At 38.6% G+C, this 23593-nt stretch carries 25 protein-coding genes and 1 tRNA gene; 21 read left to right on the top strand and 5 right to left on the bottom strand.

The genetic code is table 11. The features are described 5' to 3' along the window. Positions 1-1117 precede the first annotated feature (1117 nt). The 5 genes from M0R80_08325 to M0R80_08305 are packed head-to-tail and all read left to right on the top strand — an operon-like array spanning position 1118 to position 4928. Entirely contained in the window at positions 1118-2221 is a 1104-nt protein-coding gene (locus M0R80_08325; protein ID MCK9459629.1) for an ADP-heptose--LPS heptosyltransferase, read from the top strand. After that, positions 2208-3020 carry a hypothetical protein gene (locus tag M0R80_08320; GenBank protein ID MCK9459628.1) on the top strand — a complete coding sequence of 271 codons (813 nt, stop codon included), beginning with the start codon at positions 2208-2210 and terminating at the stop codon, positions 3018-3020. Before M0R80_08325 ends, M0R80_08320 begins: the two co-directional genes overlap by 14 nt. Beyond that, complete coding sequence (locus M0R80_08315; GenBank protein MCK9459627.1) at positions 2990-3607, top strand: hypothetical protein; 618 nt, start codon at positions 2990-2992, stop codon at positions 3605-3607. The genes M0R80_08320 and M0R80_08315 overlap by 31 nt, the downstream gene beginning before the upstream one ends. Next, positions 3604-4221: a hypothetical protein gene (locus M0R80_08310; GenBank protein MCK9459626.1), complete on the top strand. Its 618-nt coding sequence runs from the start codon at positions 3604-3606 to the stop codon at positions 4219-4221. The genes M0R80_08315 and M0R80_08310 overlap by 4 nt, the downstream gene beginning before the upstream one ends. Beyond that, positions 4218-4928, top strand: coding sequence for a hypothetical protein (locus M0R80_08305; GenBank protein MCK9459625.1), 711 nt, complete (start codon positions 4218-4220; stop codon positions 4926-4928). The genes M0R80_08310 and M0R80_08305 overlap by 4 nt, the downstream gene beginning before the upstream one ends. On the opposite strand, the gene M0R80_08300 is transcribed toward M0R80_08305, so the two are convergent. Continuing rightward, a complete protein-coding gene (locus M0R80_08300; GenBank protein ID MCK9459624.1) occupies positions 4916-5575 on the bottom strand; it encodes an FkbM family methyltransferase in 660 nt (219 codons plus the stop codon). The genes M0R80_08305 and M0R80_08300 overlap by 13 nt on opposite strands. 56 nt (positions 5576-5631) lie before the next feature. Between M0R80_08300 and M0R80_08295 the strand changes: the two genes are divergently transcribed. Genes M0R80_08295 through M0R80_08280 form a run of 4 tightly spaced genes read left to right on the top strand, consistent with a single transcriptional unit; the run spans position 5632 to position 8416 of the window. Continuing rightward, a complete protein-coding gene (locus tag M0R80_08295) occupies positions 5632-6402 on the top strand; it encodes an NAD(P)-dependent oxidoreductase (GenBank protein MCK9459623.1) in 771 nt (256 codons plus the stop codon). Between the two features lie 25 nt (positions 6403-6427). Then, positions 6428-7033: a hypothetical protein gene (locus M0R80_08290; GenBank protein MCK9459622.1), complete on the top strand. Its 606-nt coding sequence runs from the start codon at positions 6428-6430 to the stop codon at positions 7031-7033. Continuing rightward, positions 7014-7490: a hypothetical protein gene (locus M0R80_08285; GenBank protein MCK9459621.1), complete on the top strand. Its 477-nt coding sequence runs from the start codon at positions 7014-7016 to the stop codon at positions 7488-7490. Before M0R80_08290 ends, M0R80_08285 begins: the two co-directional genes overlap by 20 nt. Further along, positions 7490-8416, top strand: coding sequence for a hypothetical protein (locus M0R80_08280; GenBank protein ID MCK9459620.1), 927 nt, complete (start codon positions 7490-7492; stop codon positions 8414-8416). Before M0R80_08285 ends, M0R80_08280 begins: the two co-directional genes overlap by 1 nt. Here M0R80_08280 and M0R80_08275 read toward each other — a convergent pair. Continuing rightward, positions 8405-9109 carry a hypothetical protein gene (locus M0R80_08275; protein ID MCK9459619.1) on the bottom strand — a complete coding sequence of 235 codons (705 nt, stop codon included), beginning with the start codon at positions 9107-9109 and terminating at the stop codon, positions 8405-8407. The two genes, M0R80_08280 and M0R80_08275, sit on opposite strands and share 12 nt — an antisense overlap. 20 nt (positions 9110-9129) lie before the next feature. Here M0R80_08275 and M0R80_08270 point away from each other — a divergent pair, with 20 nt between their 5' ends. Further along, a complete protein-coding gene (locus M0R80_08270) occupies positions 9130-10380 on the top strand; it encodes an NPCBM/NEW2 domain-containing protein (GenBank protein ID MCK9459618.1) in 1251 nt (416 codons plus the stop codon). On the opposite strand, the gene M0R80_08265 is transcribed toward M0R80_08270, so the two are convergent. Genes M0R80_08265 through M0R80_08255 form a run of 3 tightly spaced genes read right to left on the bottom strand, consistent with a single transcriptional unit; the run spans position 10375 to position 13773 of the window. Next, positions 10375-11142: a class I SAM-dependent methyltransferase gene (locus M0R80_08265; protein MCK9459617.1), complete on the bottom strand. Its 768-nt coding sequence runs from the start codon at positions 11140-11142 to the stop codon at positions 10375-10377. The genes M0R80_08270 and M0R80_08265 overlap by 6 nt on opposite strands. Next, on the bottom strand, positions 11142-12932 hold the full coding sequence (locus M0R80_08260) for a thiamine pyrophosphate-binding protein (GenBank protein MCK9459616.1): 1791 nt from the start codon (positions 12930-12932) through the stop codon (positions 11142-11144). The genes M0R80_08265 and M0R80_08260 overlap by 1 nt, the downstream gene beginning before the upstream one ends. Position 12933: 1 nt before the next feature. Beyond that, on the bottom strand, positions 12934-13773 hold the full coding sequence (locus M0R80_08255; GenBank protein ID MCK9459615.1) for an NAD-dependent epimerase/dehydratase family protein: 840 nt from the start codon (positions 13771-13773) through the stop codon (positions 12934-12936). A 15-nt stretch (positions 13774-13788) separates the two neighbouring features. Between M0R80_08255 and M0R80_08250 the strand changes: the two genes are divergently transcribed. The 11 genes from M0R80_08250 (at position 13789) to M0R80_08200 (ending at position 23306) form a co-directional block, all read left to right on the top strand. Beyond that, the gene (locus tag M0R80_08250) at positions 13789-14982 is read left to right on the top strand and encodes a DegT/DnrJ/EryC1/StrS family aminotransferase (protein MCK9459614.1); all 1194 of its coding nucleotides are present in this window, start codon (positions 13789-13791) and stop codon (positions 14980-14982) included. Positions 14983-15406: 424 nt separating this feature from the next. Next, positions 15407-15964, top strand: coding sequence for an MscL family protein (locus M0R80_08245; GenBank protein MCK9459613.1), 558 nt, complete (start codon positions 15407-15409; stop codon positions 15962-15964). Positions 15965-16351: 387 nt separating this feature from the next. Further along, positions 16352-17833, top strand: coding sequence for an ATP-binding protein (locus M0R80_08240; protein ID MCK9459612.1), 1482 nt, complete (start codon positions 16352-16354; stop codon positions 17831-17833). Positions 17834-18148: 315 nt separating this feature from the next. Beyond that, complete coding sequence (gene pth2, locus M0R80_08235) at positions 18149-18562, top strand: aminoacyl-tRNA hydrolase (protein ID MCK9459611.1); 414 nt, start codon at positions 18149-18151, stop codon at positions 18560-18562. Positions 18563-18573: 11 nt separating this feature from the next. Beyond that, a complete protein-coding gene (locus M0R80_08230) occupies positions 18574-18792 on the top strand; it encodes a hypothetical protein (protein MCK9459610.1) in 219 nt (72 codons plus the stop codon). Between the two features lie 14 nt (positions 18793-18806). Then, positions 18807-19652, top strand: coding sequence for a hypothetical protein (locus M0R80_08225; protein ID MCK9459609.1), 846 nt, complete (start codon positions 18807-18809; stop codon positions 19650-19652). A gap of 16 nt (positions 19653-19668) precedes the next feature. Further along, a complete protein-coding gene (locus M0R80_08220) occupies positions 19669-19863 on the top strand; it encodes a hypothetical protein (protein MCK9459608.1) in 195 nt (64 codons plus the stop codon). A gap of 74 nt (positions 19864-19937) precedes the next feature. After that, positions 19938-20011 (top strand) — tRNA-Met (locus M0R80_08215). A gap of 103 nt (positions 20012-20114) precedes the next feature. Further along, positions 20115-20648 carry an HNH endonuclease gene (locus M0R80_08210; GenBank protein ID MCK9459607.1) on the top strand — a complete coding sequence of 178 codons (534 nt, stop codon included), beginning with the start codon at positions 20115-20117 and terminating at the stop codon, positions 20646-20648. A 48-nt stretch (positions 20649-20696) separates the two neighbouring features. Continuing rightward, positions 20697-21629, top strand: a complete 933-nt coding sequence (locus M0R80_08205; protein ID MCK9459606.1) for a hypothetical protein — start codon at positions 20697-20699, stop codon at positions 21627-21629. 435 nt (positions 21630-22064) lie between these two features. Then, on the top strand, positions 22065-23306 hold the full coding sequence (locus M0R80_08200; GenBank protein ID MCK9459605.1) for a C1 family peptidase: 1242 nt from the start codon (positions 22065-22067) through the stop codon (positions 23304-23306). The last annotated feature ends 287 nt before the right edge of the window (positions 23307-23593 follow it).

The following is a 23593-nucleotide window of genomic DNA, read 5'->3' as shown; positions in this document are numbered from 1 at the left end:
GAACTTGAACTTGAACTTTAACTTGAACTTGAACTTGAACTTGAACTTGAACTTGAACTTGAACTTGAACTTGAACTTGAACTTGAACTTGAACTTGAACTTGAACTTGAACTATCAGAACTTTCAGAACTATCAGAACTTTCAGAACTATCAGAACTTTCAGAACTATCGCTGTCAGAACTATCAGAACTATCAGAGTCCATTGATTCGCTTGATGAGCTTGAACTCTTTGAGCTTGAACTCTTTGAACTTGAACTGGAACTGGAGCTTGAACTTGAACTTGAACTTGAACTTGAACTTGAACTTGAACTTGAACTTGAACTTGATTCGCTGATTGAACTACTTGACCTTGATGAGCTTGACGATGAGCTTGACGACGATGAGCTTGACGACGATGAGCTTAAGCTATCAGAATCAGAGCTATCCGAGCTATCCGAGCTATCAGAGTCGGAGCTATCAGAGTCTATTGATTCGCTTGAGCTTGAGCTTGAGCTTCTTGAAGAGCTTGAAGAGCTTGAGTCACTGCTTGAGCTTGAGCTTCTTCTTGAAGAGCTTGAAGAGCTTGAGTCACTGCTTGAGCCTGAGCCTGAGCTTGAGCTTGAGCTTGAGCTTGAGCTTGAGCTTGTTACGTCACTGCCGCTAGAAGTTGATTCACTGCTTGATGAGCCTGAGCTTGATGAGCTTGAGCTTGAGCTTGAGCTTGTTACGTCACTGCCGCTAGAAGTTGATTCACTGCTTGATGAGCCTGAGCTTGATGAGCTTGATGAGCTTGAACTTGTTACGTCACTGCCGCTAGAAGTTGATTCACTGCTTGATGAGCTTGAGCTTGATGAGCTTGATGAGCTTGAGATTATTACACTGCTTGAACTTGAACTTGAACTTGAGCTTGAACTGCTTGAAGATTCACAAGGGCAACAGATATCAATGCAATCTTGCATGAATTCTGCACAACCGGCCTGCAAACAAGCCGCTGCATCTCCTCCCTCCCAATCTAAAGTTATAGTGAAAGCCATTAATGTTTACCTAATAGACCTATTTATTAGCGGTAGTCCATAAACAGGGAAATAAAAACAGATAGAATGGTGCGATTTTCATGGATTTTACTCAGTTATGATAAATGGGAAAAATGAAGAAACAAAAACCACCGGCACGACCACCAGCAGCCCCACGGCAGGCGAAATTGATAGAATTGATGCCAGAAATCAAATTGCAGCCCCAAAAATTGCAACCTCAAAAAATTATTTTGAAGAATCATCAATCTCCTGGGGATATAGTGATGATGTCGTATGCTGTTAAAGCTCTGCATGAACAATACCCTGGCAGATATATAACAGGTGTGGATGTTTGTTGTGGTGCAATATTTGAAGGCAACCCGCATGTTTGTTGGGAATTAAAAGCCGACGATTCATCTGTGACAGTCATTAAAGCAGAATATAATACTATTCATCAAAGCAATCAAAAAACATACACTTTTGTCAACAGCTTTATATATGACTTAGAGGAAAAACTTAAGATTAGCCTAAGGCCAACAGAATGGTCGGGTGCTATTTATATTAGAGAGGAGGAAAAGGGTTGGTACTCCGCAGTAAGAGAAATTTTGGGCAAAGATGTTCCTTTTTGGGTAGTAGATGCTGGACATAAATTTGATTTTACGGCGAAGGCTTGGGAATATACCAGATTTCAACAAATAATAGACAATTTTCCTGATATTACTTTTGTGCAAATTGGAGCAAAAGAGCACATGCATCCAAAATTGACTGGTAATAATCTTATAGATTTAGTTGGCAAAACTGATCTTCGGCAATTAATCAGGTTGGTTTATAACGCATTTGGTGTTATTACCCCGGTTTCTCTGCCGCATCATTTATCTTATGCTATACCACCCCATCCACGCTTTAATCGGAAATCTAGGGCTTCCATTGTTATAGCTGGTGGTAGGGAGCCCAATCATTGGCAACAAGGGGCAAATCAACACTATTTACATACTTGTGGCATGTTAGATTGTTGTGATTTAGGAGGATGTTGGAAATCTAGAATAGTTCCTTTGGGAGATGGGGACTCTAAAGATCAAGAGTTATGCCTACACCCAGTTAAATCTGAGTCTGGACAGATTATTCCTAAATGTTTAGATATGATATCGGTGGAGGAGGTTTGCAGGATTATTGAAAAGTATATGAATAATCTTGTATATACTTGTGAAAATAACCATGAAGATTTATAAGCCATTGCACGAAGAAATTAAACTGGATGCTTTTATTAAGCAAAATAATTACAAAAGCGTGTTGGTTGTTTTTAGACACGGACTTGGTGATCTTTTAATGTTTTTAGAGCCTTTTCGTGTATTAAAAGAAAAGAATCCGGGTGTGTTTTTTAATTTAGCGATTGCCAAGGAGCTTGGTCAAGAAGAGGTGTGTCCTGACGCTCTTCGTTTAAGTGATGAAGAATTATTGTCTTTACCTCATGAAGTGATGTGTAAAATAGATTTTCAGATGTCTGAATCACAGGACATATACACCAAGGGAGAGTGGTGTTGTATTCATGAGCTTGGTATAGAACCAGTTTGTGGAAACGTTGCTCCCTACATGATGATAACCAATAGATTGGTGTCATTACATTTTAATATTACCTGTCTTCCCGGTGCCTGTAATGCTGATGAATCCACCGCTAGTGCAATTTGGCAAGAGGTTATAGAGGCTGGATATATTCCCATAGAAAGTCATTTTGAACACATATATCACAATCCAGTAAACAAGAAGTTTGATTTTGTTACTGCTACTGTAAGAGGATGTAAGCCACGTATTTCATCTTTGGCAGGATTGATAAAAAATAGTTGTGCTTTTATAGGTGTTGTTTCTGGAAATTTTCACACAGCATTGGCTTTGTTGCCTCCTGAACGAATTATGTTGTTGGAAAAAGATTTTACAGCACCAATGTTTACAAAATTACCCATCACTAGATGTGACATTAAAAATTATCAAAAAGGGTCAGTATGCGAGTTCTTATCCTCACTCAAACTTTAAACAATTATTTGCCTTTGGCTCGTATTACAAATGAAAATAAAATGGAATATTGTGATCGGCATGGCTATAGTTTTATGTGTTTTTATGGGCTTTATAATGAGCTTGCTATTGGATTACAGAAATCTTTTCTGATGCAACACATGTTACCTGGGTACGATTTAATCCATTGGCAGGATATTGATAGTTATATTATGAATTTTAATACAAAAATTGAGGATTTAGTTGATGATTCACATGGGTTGTGGGTCGGAAGGGATTGTAATCTCACAAGTGGCGGTAGCTTTATTGTTGCCAATAATGCTATGGGATGGAAGGTGTTAAACGAAATGGAGGTCTTGGCTCCAGCATACAATTGGCATTATTTATTTGAATCACAAATGATAGAAGATATGAGTTATCGATGTCCTGAAATTGCTGTGGTAGAGAATCGTAGGTTTAACTCATATTTTGAGGATTTATATGAAAGAGACAATGAGTTGGAGAGATTTCAACGTGGAGATTTTTTGTTGCATTTGGCCACATTAGAAGTGCAACACAGGATAGATATTATAAAATCAGAACGTGTTCAAGGACAAATAATTAAATGAAAATTCTCATCCTTACTCACACTTTATATAACTATTTGCCATTAACTCGTATTACAAATGACAATAAAATGGAATATTGTGATCGGCATGGCTATAATTTTGTATGCTATTATGGCATGTACAATTCGCTTCATATAGGATTGCAAAAAATCCCTTTACTTAGGCACATGTTGCCTGGGTACGATTTAATTCATTGGCAGGATAGCGATAGTTATATTATGAATTTTAATACAAAAATTGAGGATTTAGTTGATGATTCACATGGGTTGTGGATCGGAAGAGATTGTAATATTACGAATGCTGGTAGTTTTATCATAGCCAATAATGCTATGGGCTGGAAATTGTTGAGCGAAATGGTGGATTTAATTCCTGTATATACCAATCATCATTGGTTTGAATCACAAATGATAGAAGATATGAGTTATCGATGTCCTGAAATTGCTGTGGTGGAACAACGCAGGTTTAATTCTTACTTTGAGGATTTGTATGGTCGTACTTATGAGCCTGGAAACTTCCAACGTGGAGATTTTTTATTACATTTGCCAGCATGTGATGTATTTCACAGAATAGATATTTTAAAATCAGAACGTGTTCAAGGACAAATGATTAAATGAAATCAATGAAACAAATGTTGGCTCCCCACAAAACGCCTTATAAAAAAATAAGACTGGGCAGACAATGCGATGGTGGCTATATTTTATTAGAAGAATTGTTGGGTGATGTGGTATTTTCCTATGGAATTGGTGATGATGATAGTTTTGAAAGAGTTTGTGAAGCTAAAGGCATGCTTGTCTTGATGCATGATCCTACCATTACTTATGGCGATTGTAAGTTGCGGCCTTTTGTCGCCGCACATGACCCTGCAATTGTTTATCACAGCAATAAATTACGGCATTTTGCCGCCATACCATTCGATGCCCAGTTTTCAAAACACTTGGCTGGAAGTGACAATATTACGTTAAAAATAGATGTTGAAGGGCATGAATGGTTTGGTTTGCGAGACTGTGATGCTTCTGTGTTTTCTCACATCAATCAAATGGTTGTTGAATTTCATAATATGCATGATAATGACCCAATGAAAATACCAATAATTGGTAGATTGTTGGAATATTTTACCATATTTCATATGCATGGGAATGATTTTGGAGGAGTTACAGAAGATGGATTACCACATGCTTTGGAAATCTCGTTTATAAACAATAAATTTGGACCGTTTAATCTGGAAACAGAAGCATATCCTATTGCTGGCTTAGATTTTTCCAACAGTAACCAAGGTGATTATAAAATGGATTGGTGGTTACAAACAAATTATTTGTCGTGAAATGCCACAATGGCATCCTCACTTAGCCTGACAACATTTTTCCACAGATTTTTTAACTTTGGTTCGAAATTATTGGCAGTTTCCGAAAGTCCGATACCAGTGGTATCGTGAACTTCAATAAACAATTGTTCAATTTTTTTAGCAACTGGGGCGAAATCTATAAAATGTTCGCCGCCTTCTATATCGCATTTAAAGTAATCTGCCTTATCAATTTGAATCCTGTTAAAAAAATCCTCGACAGTCAATGCGGCAACAGTAATTTCGCCATTAGGGGCTACGCTATTCATGGTGGTGTTTCCGCCATTATATAAATTAAATTTCACATCACCACTTGTTTGCCATAATGCGAGTTGAATGGGAATGACATTGGTTATCTCCAAGTGATTGATAATGGCACATAAATTACAAAAATGTTCTGGTGTTGGCTCAATGGCATATACTACATCTGCTATTGTAGAAGCATAGATTGAAAAAAGCCCCACATTGGCCCCGGCGTCCACAACAACACCACACTTTTGCATATTGTAATATCCGCTGTTTATTTGATTGATAATAAATTCTGTGTAATTGGCGGGATTGGACATCAGCGTTAAAATTGGTTCAAAATCTAAATTATATTCTTTTCCGCTGGCTGTTTTAATTATCATATAGCTTCCTTAATATCTGACACATATATATGTTTGACAATTACGATTGACAAATTATGAAAATATTATTAACTGGGACCAATGGATTTGTGGGCAAACATGTCCTTCCTACACTAAATTCACACGATGTTTTTTGTTTAAGTAGAAATAATTTACATGAAGTAAAACAATTCTCCCCAGAAATGGTTATTAATCTTGCTTGGGAGGGCGTGTTCAGCAACCTAAGGAATGACTCCGACCTGCAAGCCAAGAACCTTGTGTTCAATAAAAACCTATTTGACATTTGCTCTTCTTCATGCAAACGTTGGGTGGGCATAGGTAGTCAAATAGAAATAAATTGTCCAACCAATCCTTATGCTTCTTATAAGATCGAGACAAGAAAACAACTTGAATTGTTGTCTCAAAAGCACGGTATTAGTTTCGTTTGGATTAGGCTGTTTAGCATTTATGGTCCTGGTGACAAAGAAAATAATTACATTCCTTACTTAGTGAGAGAATTAAAGCTGCATCACGATCCAGAGCTTACAGATCAAAACATACCTTGGGATTATTTGTATGTAACGGATGCCGCCGAGGCCATTAGAGCGATATCATTTAGTGAAGAAGAGGGCATATTTAATGTGGGTTCCGGGCACACAGTTCTTACCCAGCATGTTGCCAAAATGATTAGGGATAAAATTAGCCCAAATGCTGTTTTGCAATTTGGCAAAAGAAAGCAAAGAGCAGTGGAGCTTGATTATTTATGTGCAGATATAACCAGACTTTTGGGTTTAGGGTGGCGACAAACTGTTTCTCTAGAAAAGGGGATAGATATGTTGTCACAATAAATTAGAGGATACTTTGATAGTATAGATGATAACAATAAAAAAACGTATATTGGACCTTAGTTTAAAACATAGTTTGTGCCATATTAGTAGCTGTCTTTCTTGTGTGGAAATTCTTTGGGATATTTACAGCAAACACCCCAATGATGTTGTAATTCTATCTAATGGACATGCTGGATTGGCACTATACTGCACAATAGAACATTTTTTCGGAATCAATGCAGAGAGTTTGTTGCTTAAGCACGGCATTCACCCATGTTACGATCCAGAAAATAAAATTTACTGTTCTACGGGTAGTTTGGGTTGTGGGTTGCCCATTGCTATTGGTTATGCAATAGCTGGTAGATCAACGCATTGTATAATTTCTGATGGAGAATGTGCCGAGGGCAGTGTTTGGGAAAGTTTGTCTTTTATAGAGGAGCACAATATACCCATCGAAGTATGTGTGAATATGAATGGTTTCGCTGCCTATAAAGAAGTCAACAGAAAACAGTTGTCAGAAAAACTAATGCTGTTTTATCCAAAAATTAAGATATATTTAACCTCTAATGATCCTTTCCCCAATACAATAGGTGCTCATTATACAAAGATGAATAAGGAAGAAAAAGTTTCTTATGAGAAGAACATTCGCTAATCTTCTGTTAGAAGAAATGAAAATAAATGACAGGATCGTTGTTATAACTGCCGATTTGGGTTTTGGGTTATGGGATACTGTTCAACAAGAATTTCCAGGTCGTTTTTACAATTGTGGAGCAGCAGAACAGTTAATGGTAGGAATGGGTATTGGATTAGCTTTGGCAGGACATATTCCAGTGTGTTATTCTATTACTCCTTTTTTACTATATCGACCATTTGAGTTTATTAGAAATTATCTCAATTGCGAAAAAATAGCTGTTAAATTAGTGGGCTCGGGCAGAAACAAAGACTATGAAAACGAAGGATTTAGCCACCACGCAGAGGATGATTTAGTGATTATGAAGTGTTTTTCCAATATAATAACTTATCATCCAGACAGCAAAGAAGAATTGTGCAGTATTTTTCAAGATGTTTTATATAATAGCAGTCCAGTCTATGTGAATTTAAAAAAATAATGGCAGGCAAGTTAAATTATTTTGTATGGTTGCTACCTTGGACCGAAACAGTAGGTTTGGTAGTTGCTTTAAATAAATTGGTTGATAATTTGGCTGTTCTTGGGGAAAGAGCATATGGGTGGGGAACGAGTATGAAGCCACATTCTAAAGCACTGCTTGTTCCGCATGGGTGGCATTTTGACGCTCAACCAGGAGATGTTTGTTATATTCCATCTATTCCTCCCATTACGCCTGATAACTCGGTGTTTATTTATCCTGAACCTATGCAACCATTATGGGGAGGATGCCCGCCCAATGGTGCCAAATACTTTGTCAGATGGTTTGTTTATCATAACATAAATGTTTCTCTGTGCGAAACTGATATTGTTTTCAATTGGTCTGACGACTATGAAATAAACATAGATGGCGGTAATAGAAAACCATTGGGGAGTTTATCGTCCGTGGATTTATCGGGTGATGTGTTTTATGATAAAGGTTTGAAAAGAGAAGGAGAATGTATGATAGTTAGGAAGGGATGGTATAAAAGCCTTGATAAACATTGTCAAAATGCCATTTGTATTGACGGATATCAAGACAATCAAATTCTATGCCAGATATTTAATACTACAAAGAAGTTTATTTGTTACGATCATTATTCCTGTTTGCCAGTACAAGCGGCAATGTGTGGTTGTGTGCCCATTGTGGTTTTGCCAGTGGATGGCGTTGTATCCCCTGAGCATAGGACTGCGAAGACTACACATATGGCATATAAAAAACCAGAAATGTACAAATATGGCGTGGCACTGGGAACAAGTGAAAAAGAAATAGAGTGGGCGAAGAAAACCATGCATTTAGTCAAAGGTCATATGAAAGCTTTAGAAGAAGAAAGTGTTGTGCAAACCAAGGAGTTTGTAAAAATTTGCGAAGATATTGTATTAAATAAATAGCTTTCTAGAATAAATGATATCTTTTTGATAGTAGTTGACGAGTTCTATCCTTTTTTTCAATATGTTGTGTCCCCATAATGTATGTGTGGCAAAATGTAGCAAGAAATCACCTTTCTGGAAAATATCTCCTTTGGTCACCCCACGACAGTCTAATACTCCTTGTGGAATGTATGAATTAAATGCCCTTTGTGGCATAATTTTTACTATTGATTTCCATTCATCTTGTGTACAATAGTATCTTAGCATTCCCTGTTCTTGAAATTTGTTCTTGACAGGCTTTGCCCAGTGGATCATTTCGCCATCTAAAAAATCAATAAATTTTCTTCCATCATCATTGTTTTTGAGAATAAAGTTTCCAGCATTGATTAAATTGGATTGTTCTAAGACAGGAAAAAATGAATGATCTTCGTCAAAAAGGCTTTCTATAGCAATCGTGAAATTCATTATAAGTGTATCTGTATCTTGATAAAAAATAACATCGTAATTGGTGTTTTTTAGCAAGTATTTCATTAATTTTATTTTATAGTAGCCAGCATATTCAACAACTCCCTTGTAAAACCCTTCCCAGGGAAAAAATGTATAAGAATGTCCTAATGTATTGCGATAATTACAGTAGTCAATTTTATTTTTATTGGTGAGTGCGGCAAGTTCCGCATGATTGTCTCTGTAGTAAGTAATGATAAGGATTTTCATACTAATATATAATAGTAAAAATGAATATCGTCACAATTATTAATGCTCACAATGATCCGCCTTTATTGGAAAACACAATTGATTCTGTAAGAAAATGGGTTACTGACAAGATTATCGTGGTTATTGATGCAGCAGGGTGGCAGCTATTTCATAATTTCAAATGCCCGGAAAACACAGAACTTTTAAAGGGGGTTTATCATAATTGCAAGCGTAGTCCTTATAAAAACATTGCTATTGGTTTAAATTACGCATATGCTAAATATCCAGAAGCAGATTGGTATAATTATATCGAATCTGATGTTTTGTATTTGAACGATTTGTTTAAAGAGGATTTGAGCACTAAGTGTGATTATGCTGATTTGGGGTTTTGTCAACGAGCAGGAAAGCAAGGAGATCAATGGCTGCCCGAAAAGATTTTTAACAAACAATTGCCTGTTTACTATATGTTAGGGGCTGTTCATTTTTATTCACACAATTGTATTAGTGGCTTGATGAAAATGGATTTTTTTACCAAGGTTTTAGAAGCAACAAAAGAATATCAAGGTGGTTTTTTCCCTAATTTTTCTCATTATGCGGTAGAGGAAATAATCTATCCAACGGCAGCAGCAGTTTTTGGACGCATAGGTAATTTAGGCGAAGACACAAAATACGCAGTGCGATTTACTCCCGAAATATCAGAAAGCGAGATTGCGATACCAACCAGTATTGCACATCCGTTAAAAAATCTTCAGAAGAGAAAAAATTTAAAAAAAATGTACAACAAAGAAGAATTTTTGGCAAATTTAACACCACACGAAGCCATCTTTTATTGTAGTTTAAAAGGTGTGACTGTGTGGAAAAATGGACAACCGACTGAGGGCGATTTTTTACTGCCATCGGCAGCATGTGTGTGGGCAAAAGCAAGGCTTAGGGGGCAAGAAGTACAGCACGGACTTTGGGCACATCCAACCGATTTTGGTACTATTTTGCCAAACATGAGCATAGTAGGACCAGCCTCAAGATTGGTTTATAAATTAGAAAAAAAATATCATGGACTGAAAGGTTCTGTTGGTATTTCGGAGACCATTAAAGGATACAATTCTACAATGGTGTTTTGCATCTTGTGTGATGGAGAATTGGTTTGGCGTTCACAACCAATGCGAACAGCAGGACAGGTGGAAGATTATCAAATAATGATAGAAAACATTGATGTGTTGGAATTAGTAGTTGTTACAATTGGAAGCTATAACTCGTGCCAAGCTATTTGGTGTGATCCTGTGTTATTATTATGACAATATTTTTGCACAACAAATTATAGATGGTGCAAACCAACTGGAATAACGGGAGGTTGTTTCTATTTTTGTCACCACAAACCCATTATAATTTAACAATCTTTTAAAACACTTTGTGTTGAAAAAATTAATGTGTTCTGAAACAGCCTTTGCATTGTCTTTCCAATTGTCGCATAATGGAACCTCTGCATATAGAATGGTGTTTTCCTTACACATTGTTCTGATGTGTTGTAATAAATTGTCTGGATAAGACACATGCTCCAAAACATGGCAAATCATAATGAAGTCTATTTTATCTATTGAATCTATGTCTATATTATTATTTTTTGATATATCGTAGATGTATTGTTGGGCATTTGAGAATTCTTCTAATATATATTGTCCTTTGTGTCCTCCATAATCTAATGTGGTTTTTATTTTTGTATAATCAACCACTCCTGCAAAAAAATTACGCATGTAATTTTTTCTAAAAGTTATTTCCCCCTCCTCATCAATATGATTCGAAATTTTTTCGTAGCTTGGCTCTATGTGATTTCTGACGAACTCATAATATTCTCCTCTATAATCCCAATAATATCTCTTTAGCTCATCTTCATCAAATCGTATGTCTGATCCTCGATATCCACACTCTGGACAGTATATGGTTTTACAATCTGGTTTTATGCCATTAAAAAGATAATATGCGATAAAATCAGAAATTTTTGATTTTGTTTTAATTATTTTTTTATTCTTGCATACAACACAATGGTCTACTATGTGCATTATTTCACCATATTTTCTTTTAATTCTTTTTGATCCAAGAATGGCCACATATCTTCTAATGAACAGGCAATCATCGACCCATCCTCAGCTTTTCGGGCGGCTATTTTAGGAGAAAATGGTTGTCTTTCATCTAAGACAATTTCGCAAATTACGGGATCGTCCTCGCAGAGTGTCGCCGCCACAGTTTCTTTGATTGTTGGGTAATTATCACACTTCAAATATCTGATTCCATATGCATAGGCTATTTTTTCCATGCAAGGAAAACTTATGCCATTGGTATTATCAAATCCCACTGGATTAAAATTGTTGTTGGTTTGGGTCTGTCGTATCGAATGATAGCCGCCGTTGTTTAATAAAAATATTTTTATTGGCAAATTGTGATGTCTAATTGTTTGAAGCTCTTGTATGTTCATTTGAATGCTACCATCGCCAGCAAAACAAACTATCTTCTGCCCAGATGCAAAATGGGCACCAATTGCAGCAGATATATCCCAACCCATCGCCGCCATGCCTGAATTACTAAACATACGTTGTCCTTTTTTCATCGGTATGACTTGAAAAGGTATAATACATGCCGTGGCATTGCCACAGACCATAATTTGGTTTTCTGGCAGTTGTTTTCCCACTTCTTCCATAAATCCATACGGATTGACCAACGGTAGCTTGCTTCTCAATGTCAACACTTGTCTGTGTTCTGGTAAAACTACTGGATATTTTTTCGACTTTTCTTTACACCACTCTATCCATTCGGTTCTATCAATATTGCACTCTTCACAAAGCATTTGTTCCATGAAGTCTTTAACATCTCCATGAATTGGTATGTCTGGAAATATGGTGGGTTTTTTTAATTCTGCTTCATCAATATCAACAACTATCTTTGTGGACTTTTCAGCAAATGCCTCCCATTTATATCCTATTTGCCGTATGTCTAATCTACAACCCAACACTAATAATAAGTCTGCGTTTTGTAGTATAAAGTTTCCACCTCGTTCACCAATGGTGCCCGGACGACCCACACGAAGAGGGTGGTCGTGCTCAAGTAAGTCGTGAGCATTAAAAGCTGTAAGAATAGGAATGTTGAATTTTTCTATTAGTTGATGGAAAACATCAATAGAGCCAGAAAAATGTATACCCGGCCCCGCCAAAATAACAGGTCTTTTTGCTTTCTTGACACAATCCAAAACACGAGTGATGGTGGGTTTGTCTATTTTGGGAAAAGAAGACACATGGCCGATGTATGCACTCAGCTTATCTTCATCTATTTTTGCATTTTGCACATCAAGAGGAATGTCTAGCCAGCAAGGCCCAGGTCGTCCAGTGCGGGCGAGATGGAGTGCTTTATCAAGGTGATATTTAATGGAATATGGATCAATTACCATTTCTGCATATTTAGTAATGTGAGACACCATGCTTACAATATCATATTCTTGATCGCCAAGTTGCCTCAGATTTATGCCAAGACTTTTTGCATATCTTGCTGTTTGATTATATTTAACTTGTCCTGAAATCACAAGCATTGGTATAGAATCAGTCCAAGCACCCAACACACCAGTGATGGCGTTGCTACCCCCTGGTCCTGTTGTGACATTCACCACAGGTATTTTATTGTGTATTCTTGCATATCCTTCTGCTGCTATGGTGCAGCCTTGTTCATTGTGGAAACATATTGGTTTGAAATACTTTCCAAATGAATTGTTGAGATACATGGCTCCACCACCAGTAATCATAAAAACGTGTGTAATTCCTGCTTGTTTCAAATACTCTGCTATGTAATCGCTTACAGTTATCATGTTATTTTTCCTGCATTTGTTGATTCCACGCCCGAATTTGTATCATTTCCTTTATACCTTCGTTTAATCCCATTAGTGGCAAGTTTAATAAAGCCAATTTATCTCCATTGCCTGTATAAGAAGGTGAATATTCAGTTATTTTTATTTCATTTTCTTTTCCAATTGTTTTTTGCACTATTTTGACAACATCTACCAACTTGTGTTTTTGTGAATACACACAATTGATATCAGATGATTTTATTTTTGATTTTGTCAACAGATGATTTACTACACGACATAAATCCCCGATATAAAAGAAGTCCATCCATTTGTCTAATAAATGAATTGGTTCATTTTTTTCTGCTTTTGTGATCGCATTTATAACAAGACTTCTGGGGGCTTCGCCAAACCCAAAGCAATTAAACAACCTAAGATTTATTCCATTGTTTTTAAGACGTTTTGCTATGATGTTTTTAGCCGATCCATAAAAATCTCTGGGAAATTTTTTGTAAATTTCTTCTTCTTTTGCACAAACTATTTCTTGCTCTTTGTCAAACTCTGCTCCGCTCGCAATATTGATGAATAGTTTATGAGGAATATAGGTTATTGCATTTTCAAACATAGAAATATTGTTGTAAAACGTAGATGCACTATGTCCATGTGGCCAGCCTTTTTGTTTATCCTCAATTGCGGCGTGAATAATGGTGTCTATATGGTGGTTTTCAGAGAAATTTATACATTGTGACTTATCAAGCAAATTCAGTGTTTGCCGACCCTCAGCATATACTAAGTGGTCGTAACTCAAGTAAGAGCATAAATTTCTGGCAATAAACCCACAGCCACCAGTAATTAATACATTCATACCCTATTATAGTTTATGTACATAAAATACGCTGAGCCCTACTGGGACAATAGAGAAAAAGAAGCTGCTATTGAAAATATTAAAACAAGCCAATGGCTGTCATCTGGGGATACTGTTGTAGAATTTGAGGAAAAATTTTCAGCAAAATTTTCACAGAAATATGGACTGATGCTCAATAGCGGCAGCAGTGCTAATTTAGTGGCTATATCCGCTTGTAAGAAAATTTTTGAATGGAAAGATGGTGATGAAATTATTATGGGGGTGGTTCAATTCCCGACTACGGTTGCCCCTGTCATACAAAACAATTTGAAGCCCGTGTTTATTGATGCAGAGTACGATAGTCTAAATTTTGATATCTGCAAAATCGAAGCAAATATTACCAACAAAACAAGAGCCATTATCCTAAGCCCAGCGTTTGGCAACCCCCCCGACATGGATAGATTGGGACAAATATGCAGAGATCATAACTTGAAACTAATTTTAGATTGCTGTGATTCTCTTGGAACTACTTGGAATACGCAACACCTTGCAGAATTTGCTGTTGTATCTACTTATTCTTTTTACGCCTCTCATCACATATGCACAATGGAAGGTGGAATGGTCACAACAAATGACTTTCAAATTCTTCAAGCATGCAGAAGGTTTGCATATTGGGGACGAGATTGTTTTTGCAGAGGAACGGAAAATTATTTACCTTGCGGGAAATGCGGCAATAGATTCAAAGAATGGATTCCAAATTGCAATTGTGTAGTAGATCACAAATATGTGTATACAGAAATTGGTTACAATTTAAAACCTCTAGACCTTCAGGGAGCTTTGGGATTGGTGCAACTCAACAAAGTCGATGAAATTATTGCCAAAAGAAAAAAACATAAAGAGATTGTTGTAAATCTGTTTAGAAAATACTGTGAAGTTTGTGATGTCAAAGTATTGCCACAAGCAGATGTTTCGTGGTTCTGTGTGCCTCTTATTTCTCGGCAAAAAAATAAATTGGTTTCACATTTGGAAAAAAGCGGCATTCAAACGAGGAATTTTTTTGCTAATAACATTTTGCAGCAACCAGGGTTTTGTCATTTGGGAGATTTTAAAGAATATCCAGTGGCACAGAAATTTGCCGAAGAGGTTTTCTTTGTTGGCTGTGCCCCACATTATACCCAAGAGACGTTTGATTATATTGAACAGGTTTTACAAGCATATATACTTGCATGAAGGTTCAATTAAGCGTTTCTACCAATTTGAATAACCATGTTTCTGTGTGCGTTTTTATTAATGATAAAAGCTGCGGTAGTTTGTGTATAGTAGAAAGAGATTTTCAAGAATTGTGTAATGGGTTACGAACACTATATTCAGATTTTGAGATAAGGGAGGAATAATGGGGGCGGCTTCTTTAACGGGTTTGAGCGGACCAGGAATGTCTAAGGGTAAGCATAAATGTAAAAATCAATGTGGTGGTTGTGGCTGCAAATGTGTAGACGAACCAGAGCCAAAGACACCCCCTAAAACAGGTTGCGTTACTAGAATTTCAGTTGGTCAGAAATTGACACATAAAGCCGGGAATGGTAAGATGTCCATCAAAGGGTGCTGACTATGAAGCGAGCAGAACGTCGTATTGCGAAAGCTAAGATGAAAAAACGTGCCCGAGAACTTTACCCTTGGGCTGGCCAAAGAGCAGAAAAATGGGCTGATAATTTGGCATTATGTTCTAGGTATTGCTGTGGCAATCCACGAAAATGGTTTCACGAAAAAACTTTACAAGAGAAAAAAGCAGATGAGCGAGACAAAGCAACTGAGCGAGAGAGAAAAGGAATTAAACCAAGTTGTCCTAGACAGAATTGGACAGGAGTTGGATGATCGTTTTAATGAGTGGAAAGCATTTGCTTTTCAGCAACGAACCTTCGGTGCAGTGATTGCATTTACGTTGGGCATAGCTTTCTCCAAATTGATTACAGCCTTTTCCGAGAGTTTGATTATGCCCATTGTTCAATTTTTGGGCAAATATACAGGAGAAACATGGAGACAGGCTGTTTGGGAACCTGTTCCTAATTTAAAATTTGAAGTTGGACAATTTTATGCGGCTGGTGTTGATTTTATCTTGATGTCTTTAATACTTTATGCTTTGTGGAAGGTTGTCAAACACTTCAAAAAAGAGGAAGAAGAATGCCCAAATGCTTGTTGTGTAAAAAAGAGCTAGAAGTTAATGAGTGTGGGCCTAGTGATGGTGGTTGTGCCATAATTTCTTTTGGTTATGGTAGTCGCCACGATCAAATAGGTTATTCAAATCCGCCTGAGGGAGCACTTGACAAAATGTTGTCCTGTGATGAGATTAGATGCGTCATTTGCGATGATTGCTTTGAAAAGAATCTCGACCTATTTGAGGGATATAGAATTAAAACGCACACAAAGAAAACCAGGGTAATATAAGCTGGAACTAACATAATACTTGTGGGGTGGTCAACGTAGTTCTGTTTCGAAGAGTCTGAGTAATTTGCCCGCCTAAGGTTTACAACCCAACTTTCTGAAGTATAATGGGTCTGTCGATGTGGTATTCTAAGAAAACTTTAGCAAAGGAGTAGCCAGCGTGGCAGACGAAAAAAAATTGTCAGATTTTGTTTCCCAACTCCAAAAGATCGCCGGGGGGTCAGCCCTTTTGGGGGAGGTTAATATTCATCGCAAAGGCGATAGGATTATCCTTCCCGATGGGATGAGCCTCGATGAGGGAATTCGATGGCTTCAGCGTAAGCAGAAGGAAGAAATGACTACGGTTGGAATTTCCGAAGTCATTGAGGCTTTCCCGCTCGATGGGGCTGTGAATTTCTTCCGGGTCTTGAAGGAAAAGTACGGTTGGGCAGATTTGATTCCGACCCCTGGATTTTTCGGGGACAATCCGCCAACCATGATTGCCGTGGATATTGGTGCTGGCGAAACCATGCAAGTGCCGTGGGGACGTTGCCAGATTCCGAAGGTTGAAGGTTATTTGGAATGCAATTTCCAGATGATCGAAAATCGCCCGGTTTTCTGTTTGCAGGGTGAGGTTGTTCGTCGGGATGAAGGCGTGGTCCATGAGATTGCCGAATTGGTCCGCAAGAAATGCAAGACCGATAGCATCTATCGTGGCAAGGCTATCAAGATGAATTTCCGTGATACCGATGGCAATCGTATCCGAAAGTTCAATCCCAGCTTCTGCCCGAAGTTCATGGAAACGGCTGGCATCAAGACCGATGGATTGATTTTGTCGGAAGCCACCATGCAACAGGTGACAACCAGCCTGTTCAACCCGGTGGAATATTCCGAGCGTTGCCGCAAGCAAGGCATTCCGCTCAAGCGGGGTGTGTTGCTCGAAGGCCCCTTCGGCACTGGAAAAACTTTGACAGCCCATGTGTTGGCAAAGAAATGTGTCGAAAATCAATGGACGTTCCTGTATCTGCAAGACGTGCGGGATTTGGACTTGGCGTTGAATTTCGCCAAGTTGTATGAGCCCGCCGTGGTGTTCGCAGAAGACGTTGATCGTATCGTTGGTGGCGATGAGCGTGATGATGACATGAACAGCGTCCTCAACTTGGTGGACGGTGTTGACAGCAAGCATCACGAGATTATGGTGGTGTTGACAACCAACTTGGTGGAAACGATTCACAGTGCATTTATTCGTCCGGGTCGAATTGATGCGGTTGTGACCATCGATCCGCCTGACATGAGTGCGACCGTGCGTTTGGTTCGTTACTACGCTGGTGACAAGCTGGTGGCAGAGGATGCCGATTTGCAAAAGGCTGTCAAGCCGCTGGTCGGTCACAATGCCGCAGTCATCCGAGAAGCGGTGGAGCGTTCCAAGTTGTCGGCTGTCAGCAATTCCGATGAGGGATTGAAGATTCATGCCAATGATGTTGGAATCGCCGCCAAGTCGATGGCCAAGCACTTGGAATTGCTCAACAAACCCAAGGGCGATGAAATCTCCCATTGGGAACGTATTGGCGAAGCAATTTCTGGTGGAGTGCATCGCAATATGGAAGATGGACGAATGTTGATTCCGACTTGCCGAAGCAATGGAAACGGGGAAGACGAATAAAGCCCTGATTTTCAAAGAGCCCCGGCAAAACAAATGCCGGGGCTCTTTTTTTTGATTTTTACTCTTTTATTAAAGTGATTTTTGTAGTAAAATAAAAATATGAAAATCCATCTTTAATAAGAGAAAAAATATGATAGTGAATTTTCAAGATTGGGCGTCAGATGAGGATGTGCGAGACCTGTTGGAGAAACACAGTTTAGAGGCAACGAGAATATCACAATTGCGAAAGAAATATGCTGTTGATGTTCCCACATGTGAAGAAAAGAAATTTGTGGAAGTGTTTTCCCATGATCCTCTAGTGAAAAGTGCGTTGTTATGAGCAAAATTAAACAAGTCATCGTCATTCGTAAAGATTTGAAGATGCGAAGAGGCAAAGAAATTGCCCAAGGGGCTCACGCTGCTATGGTCTTTATGTCCCTAAGGATACAGAAAGCTGCTCTGCATTCTTCTTTGGGAAATCGACCGCATCCAGCAGTGAATGACTTGTTTTCGGCGGCACAATGGGAATGGATAGAGGGAAATTTCGCTAAGGTATGTTGCCAATGTCATAGCGAAGCTGAGTTGAAGGAATTGTACGAGAAAGCCAAGGCAGCAGGACTTGAAGCACACACAATTACTGATAGTGGTCTAACGGAATTTGGTGGAGTGCCCACCCTTACCGCTTTGGCAATTGGTCCTGACTTAGATGAAAAAATTGATCCGATTACGGGGCATTTACAATTATATTGAATGAACACTGTATGAAGCCACTTGTGTGTTGGAAATCACTGGGAAATGACAGTTGGGGATTATATGTCGGCAGGGGCAAAAATCCGAGATTGGTTGCCAATGTATGGAATAATGGAGTTTGGCACACTTGGGATCATAATGGCGTTGGTGGCGAAAATAGCAAAGAGGAAAGTGTTAAAAAAGCAATGATTGAAGCTGCCGCCTCAGTTATATCGCAGGGCTTTATATAAAAAGGATGTTGTAAATGAAGTGTTTTTACCACGGCTGTGATTTTGATGGAAAATGTTCTGCGGCTATTGTCAAATTGCAACATCCATCGTGTGAACTTATCCCCGTTAATTATGGGGAGAAGTTTCCTTGGGAGTTGATTGAAAAAGATGAAGTAATTTTTATGGTGGATTTCACCGTTCAACCGTATACTGATATGTGGAGGTTGAAAGATTTATGTAGATTGACTTGGATCGACCATCACAAGACTTCAATTGATTGGGCAAAAGAGGCTGTGTTTTACGTTGAAGGATTGCGAGCCACTGATTTGGCTGCGTGCGAATTGACGTGGATGTATTTCGCCGCACCAAATGTTGCCATGCCGGAAGCTGTTAAATTGCTGGGAAGATACGATGTGTGGGATCATAAAGATGATCGTGTGTTGCCATTTCAATATGGCATGAAATGTTTGGCTGAGCCACCCGACAATATGAAATGGTGGGACATGCTGTTGCAAGACAGGGCTCCAGTAAGTGTTGGTAATGTAATTAGTGTGGGTCGTTTTTGCCAAGAATACCAAGAAAAGCAAGATGTATATACTTGCAAATCGTCAGGTTTTGATTTAGAATGGGAAGGATTGAGATGGACAGTAATCAATGGCCCAAGCCGGGGCAGCAGTGTTCACAAGAGTCGTTTTGATCCTTTTGCACACGATGCGATGCTTGGGTTTTGGTGGAATGGAAAACAATGGATTTTCTCTTTGACCACCAGCAAAGACATTGATCTTTCAGCGATTGCAAAGAAATATGGTGGCGGGGGACATAAACAAGCAGCGGGATTCGAGGCAGCAGAATTGCCTTTTAGTTTTGGTAAAAAAGATTAGTAAATAGGAGACATAAATGATTCAATGGATTGAAAGTTTCAGATTTTCATTTGATGCAAAAGAAGTTGTGCATCACAAAGAATTGCGATGGAACATTGATGCAATTTATGCAAAAGCCAAGGAATTTAAGAAAGAAAAAGAATGCCCTCTTTCTACACATGACTTGGTAAATGGCTTTATTAAAGAGTGTTATTATGATGGAAACTTATAAGTTCTTTCATGATGAAGAGTTGGAACAATTGAGAGCAGAAAGAAAGAAAAAGTTTAAAGACAGTATATAATTTTGGCGGTATCGTCCAATCTGGTTAGGACAGCGGTTTCATAAGCCGTAAATTCGGGTTCAAATCCCGGTGCCGCTACTGGGAGAGTAAAATGAGAAATGTATTGACTCAACGACATGTATTGGTTTTGAACAAAATGTGGACTGCTGTAAACGTAGTCACATTGCGTAGGGCTATATCCATGCTTTTTAATGAAAAAGCATTGATTATTGATCCTACCGCATTCACCACATACAATTGGGATGATTGGTCCAAACTAAGGGTTATGGATGACGAAGAAGGTCTGCGTAGTGCATTCCAGCAGTTCAAAATCCCTGAGATTATTTTGCTGACGGATTATGACAAGCTGCCTAGCCGTAAGGTGAAATTCAGCCGAAGAATGATCCACAAGCGAGATAATTACACTTGTGGATATTGCGGCAAACAACCCGATTTGTCAGAGTTGACGATTGACCACATTGTTCCTCGTGCCCAAGGTGGACAAACAACTTGGACAAATTGCACAAGCTGTTGCATAAATTGTAACCAAAAGAAAGATAATCGCACTCCAGTGCAAGCCCATATGAAATTGCGGCGTGAGGTAAAGAAGCCAGAATTCAGCCTGTTTAAGGTTGAGAAGAGATTTGTATACAAGTCTTGGAAGCATTTCATAGACAAGATGGTATCCGAGGCTTTTTGGACGACTGAACTGGAAAACGACAATCCAAAAGAATAATTTTTGATAAGATTGCGAAAATGTGTCGTTTGTATACTATATAATAGTATGGCAAACGACACATTTGTTTTTTCTGACTACCAACTACAAGTTTTAACAGGCTCTTTATTGGGAGATGGACATTTAACCAAAGTTAAATATGGCTCTCCATCATTCTCAAAAAGTCAAGCAACGAAACGAATAGAATATTTGAATTGGCATTTTGGTATTTTTGGCAGTATAGCTAGTTCTGTTAAAACTTGCCAAAATTGGGCGAAGGGAAAGCAGTATTCAAAATCTAAATTTTATACAAAAACTCATCCTCACTTGGCAGAATTGCGAAAGATATGGTATCCAAAAGGTGTAAAAATTGTTCCGCACAATATAACACTTACTCCATTGGCAGTTGCTATTTGGTTTTTTGACGATGGTACAAATAATCTTAAAAACAGATGTGTAAAATTTGCCACATATTCATTTAACAGAGATGATTGCAATTTTCTTGTAAGCCAATTGTCGCAAATGGGATTTAAAAGCACTGTTTGCAAAGACAATGTAATTAGAGTTCGCACTGAGTCGTATAAGGCACTTATTGATATGGTGAAGCCTTATATGTTATGGAATTGTTTTGCACATAAAATACTCTACAGAGAAGCAAGTAGAAAATACATCAGTGATGAAGAAGCAATAAAAATTTTTGAAGATTACAACAGCGGAATGAAACAAAAAGATATTGCTGTAAAATTTAAGACAGACCCCAGTACGGTATCGGCAATACTTCGTGGAAAACGAAAAAAACATTTAAAATTGGTTGATACAATAAGTTTGCCACTCAACAACAAGTCTGGTTACAAACATGTGTTTTGGGAAAAACATAGTGGAAAATGGCGTGTGCATATCATAAAAAAAGGCAAAACACTTTATTACGAAAATTTTGCTGACAAAATGGATGCCGTAGCCGCCAGAGATCGTTGGTTAGAAGAGTCATCATGCGTTGGTTAGAAGAGTCATCATGCTTCTACATTCATCCATTGGCACCCTGAGATACGGCTTTACCCATCTTGTGGTAGATGTCGATCCTGAAATCACTCGATACTATCGAGCGTTGTTGCCAAAATATGTAGAAATCCAGCCCCAGATGTATCCTGCCCACATTTCTGTGGTCCGTAAAGAAATGCCCCCTAATATGGACTTGTGGAGAAAATACGAAGGAGAAAAAGTAGAGTTCTTCTATAGCCCTATCATACATGAAGGTTCTGTGTATTTTTGGTTGAATGTATTTTGTCAACGGTTGGAAAAAATACGAGTAGAACTAGGATTAGAAATACACAGTCCGTACACTATCCCGCCCGAAAATTACCAACATTGCTTCCACTGTACGATTGGAAACAAAAAGTTCCAGACTATATTATAGTGGACACTTTTGGAGGTAATCTTATGAGGAAGTTAAAGCATGTAGTATGGGGACTTATGTTGGCGGTGGTGGTGTGTTCATTTTCTTCTTGTTTGAAGAAGGATTTGCCGCCCAAACCACCTATTACGATTTCGCATTTGTCTTTAGTAGTTGTTCATGATCCATTGAATTGGACACAAGAAAATGGACGATTGTTGACTGATGAAGCTTTTCGAACATATTTAGATGGGCAAAATCATGATATTCGGCTTGTCTACCGAGGACAACCCGGAAAAGATTTGACTAAATATTTTAGTTATTTAGATGACCTGGAAAAGAATGGCAAGCCTGCTGCTTTGCCATATTTGTTAGTTGGCAAAGCCGGGGAGGTGGTATATGGCGGTGCCTATCCCCCTGATAGCGAAGCAGCAGTCAAGTTGGTTCGTGAACTAGAAACAGTAAAGAAAGCCCCTGGAGCAGTGGCAGGCGGCGAAAAAGAAGTTCTTTGGGCTGCTGGAGCATGGCGAAAACTTGGAGGATTGAAACCGGCTCAACCTAATTTGAAAACCCGCTGGCAGGGTAGAGTATATACTGAAGATACTCCCAATGAGCCACTAATTTCACGAGACAAATGGGTTAGTGTAGATTTCGGTCGATTCATCCCAGAGATTGCAGATCAAGATGGACAAAGTAGTTGTTGTGCTTGTGCTGCAACACAAATGGCAGCCACTTTGCATAAAATTTGCGGCTATAAAAATGAAAAGTGGTCAATTGCTGATCTTTATCGTCGGGGCAACAATGGCTCTGATGATGGCATGATGCTTGAAACTGCGTTGAATTTGCTAACACAAGAGGGTATATGCACCACAGAATATGCTGATATGTGGAATTGGCAAAAGCCTAATTACAAAAAGGGCTATGAAGCCGATAGGGCAAAACATAAACTAATGAAGCCTTTCTTGTGTGAGTCACTAGAACAAGTCGGCTCAGCCATTCAACGATGCAAACCTGTTGTAATTGGCGTGTTTGTAACATCTAAATTTGAGCCAGATGAAAATGGTTATATTAAACGATATGCTCATAAAAATGGTGGTGGACACGCTTTGTATCTTGCTGGTATGCAAATCAAGGATGGCGAAGTTTATTACAAAGTAGTAAATTCTTGGGGCAAGGATTGGGGCAAGGGTGGATGGGCTTGGATTCACGAAAGCTGGATTGAACTTGGCTTTGGTGCCTGGACAGCCGCCGTTGTTTCAAATGATCCTGATGATCCACTGGTAGACTAAGTAAATTGTCGGGCCTCTGCCGCACGGCAAGCTATCTCTCGATGATTATTAGGCTGGTAGCAATGCTGCCAGCCTTTTTTTTGGAAAAAAGTTTACATCCCGCATTTCTGAAGTATAATGGGAGTATGAAACACGCTCAATGGAGTGTGTAGGAATCTCAGTTTCATGGAAGGAGCCAATTATGAGAAGTGTGCTTTGCTGCGTACTGCTTTTCGTGGCAAACGTTGCTTTTGCCCAAGACCGTCCCCTGGTGCCCGTACCTCCGATGCCTCGGGGTTATGACAATC

The sequence above is a fragment of the Pseudomonadota bacterium genome (assembly GCA_023229365.1).
In the GTDB taxonomy this organism is placed as follows: domain Bacteria; phylum Myxococcota_A; class Polyangia; order JAAYKL01; family JAAYKL01; genus JALNZK01.
The sequence above is the reverse complement of the archived record's forward strand: the minus strand, read 5'-3'. Positions and strand labels throughout refer to the sequence as shown.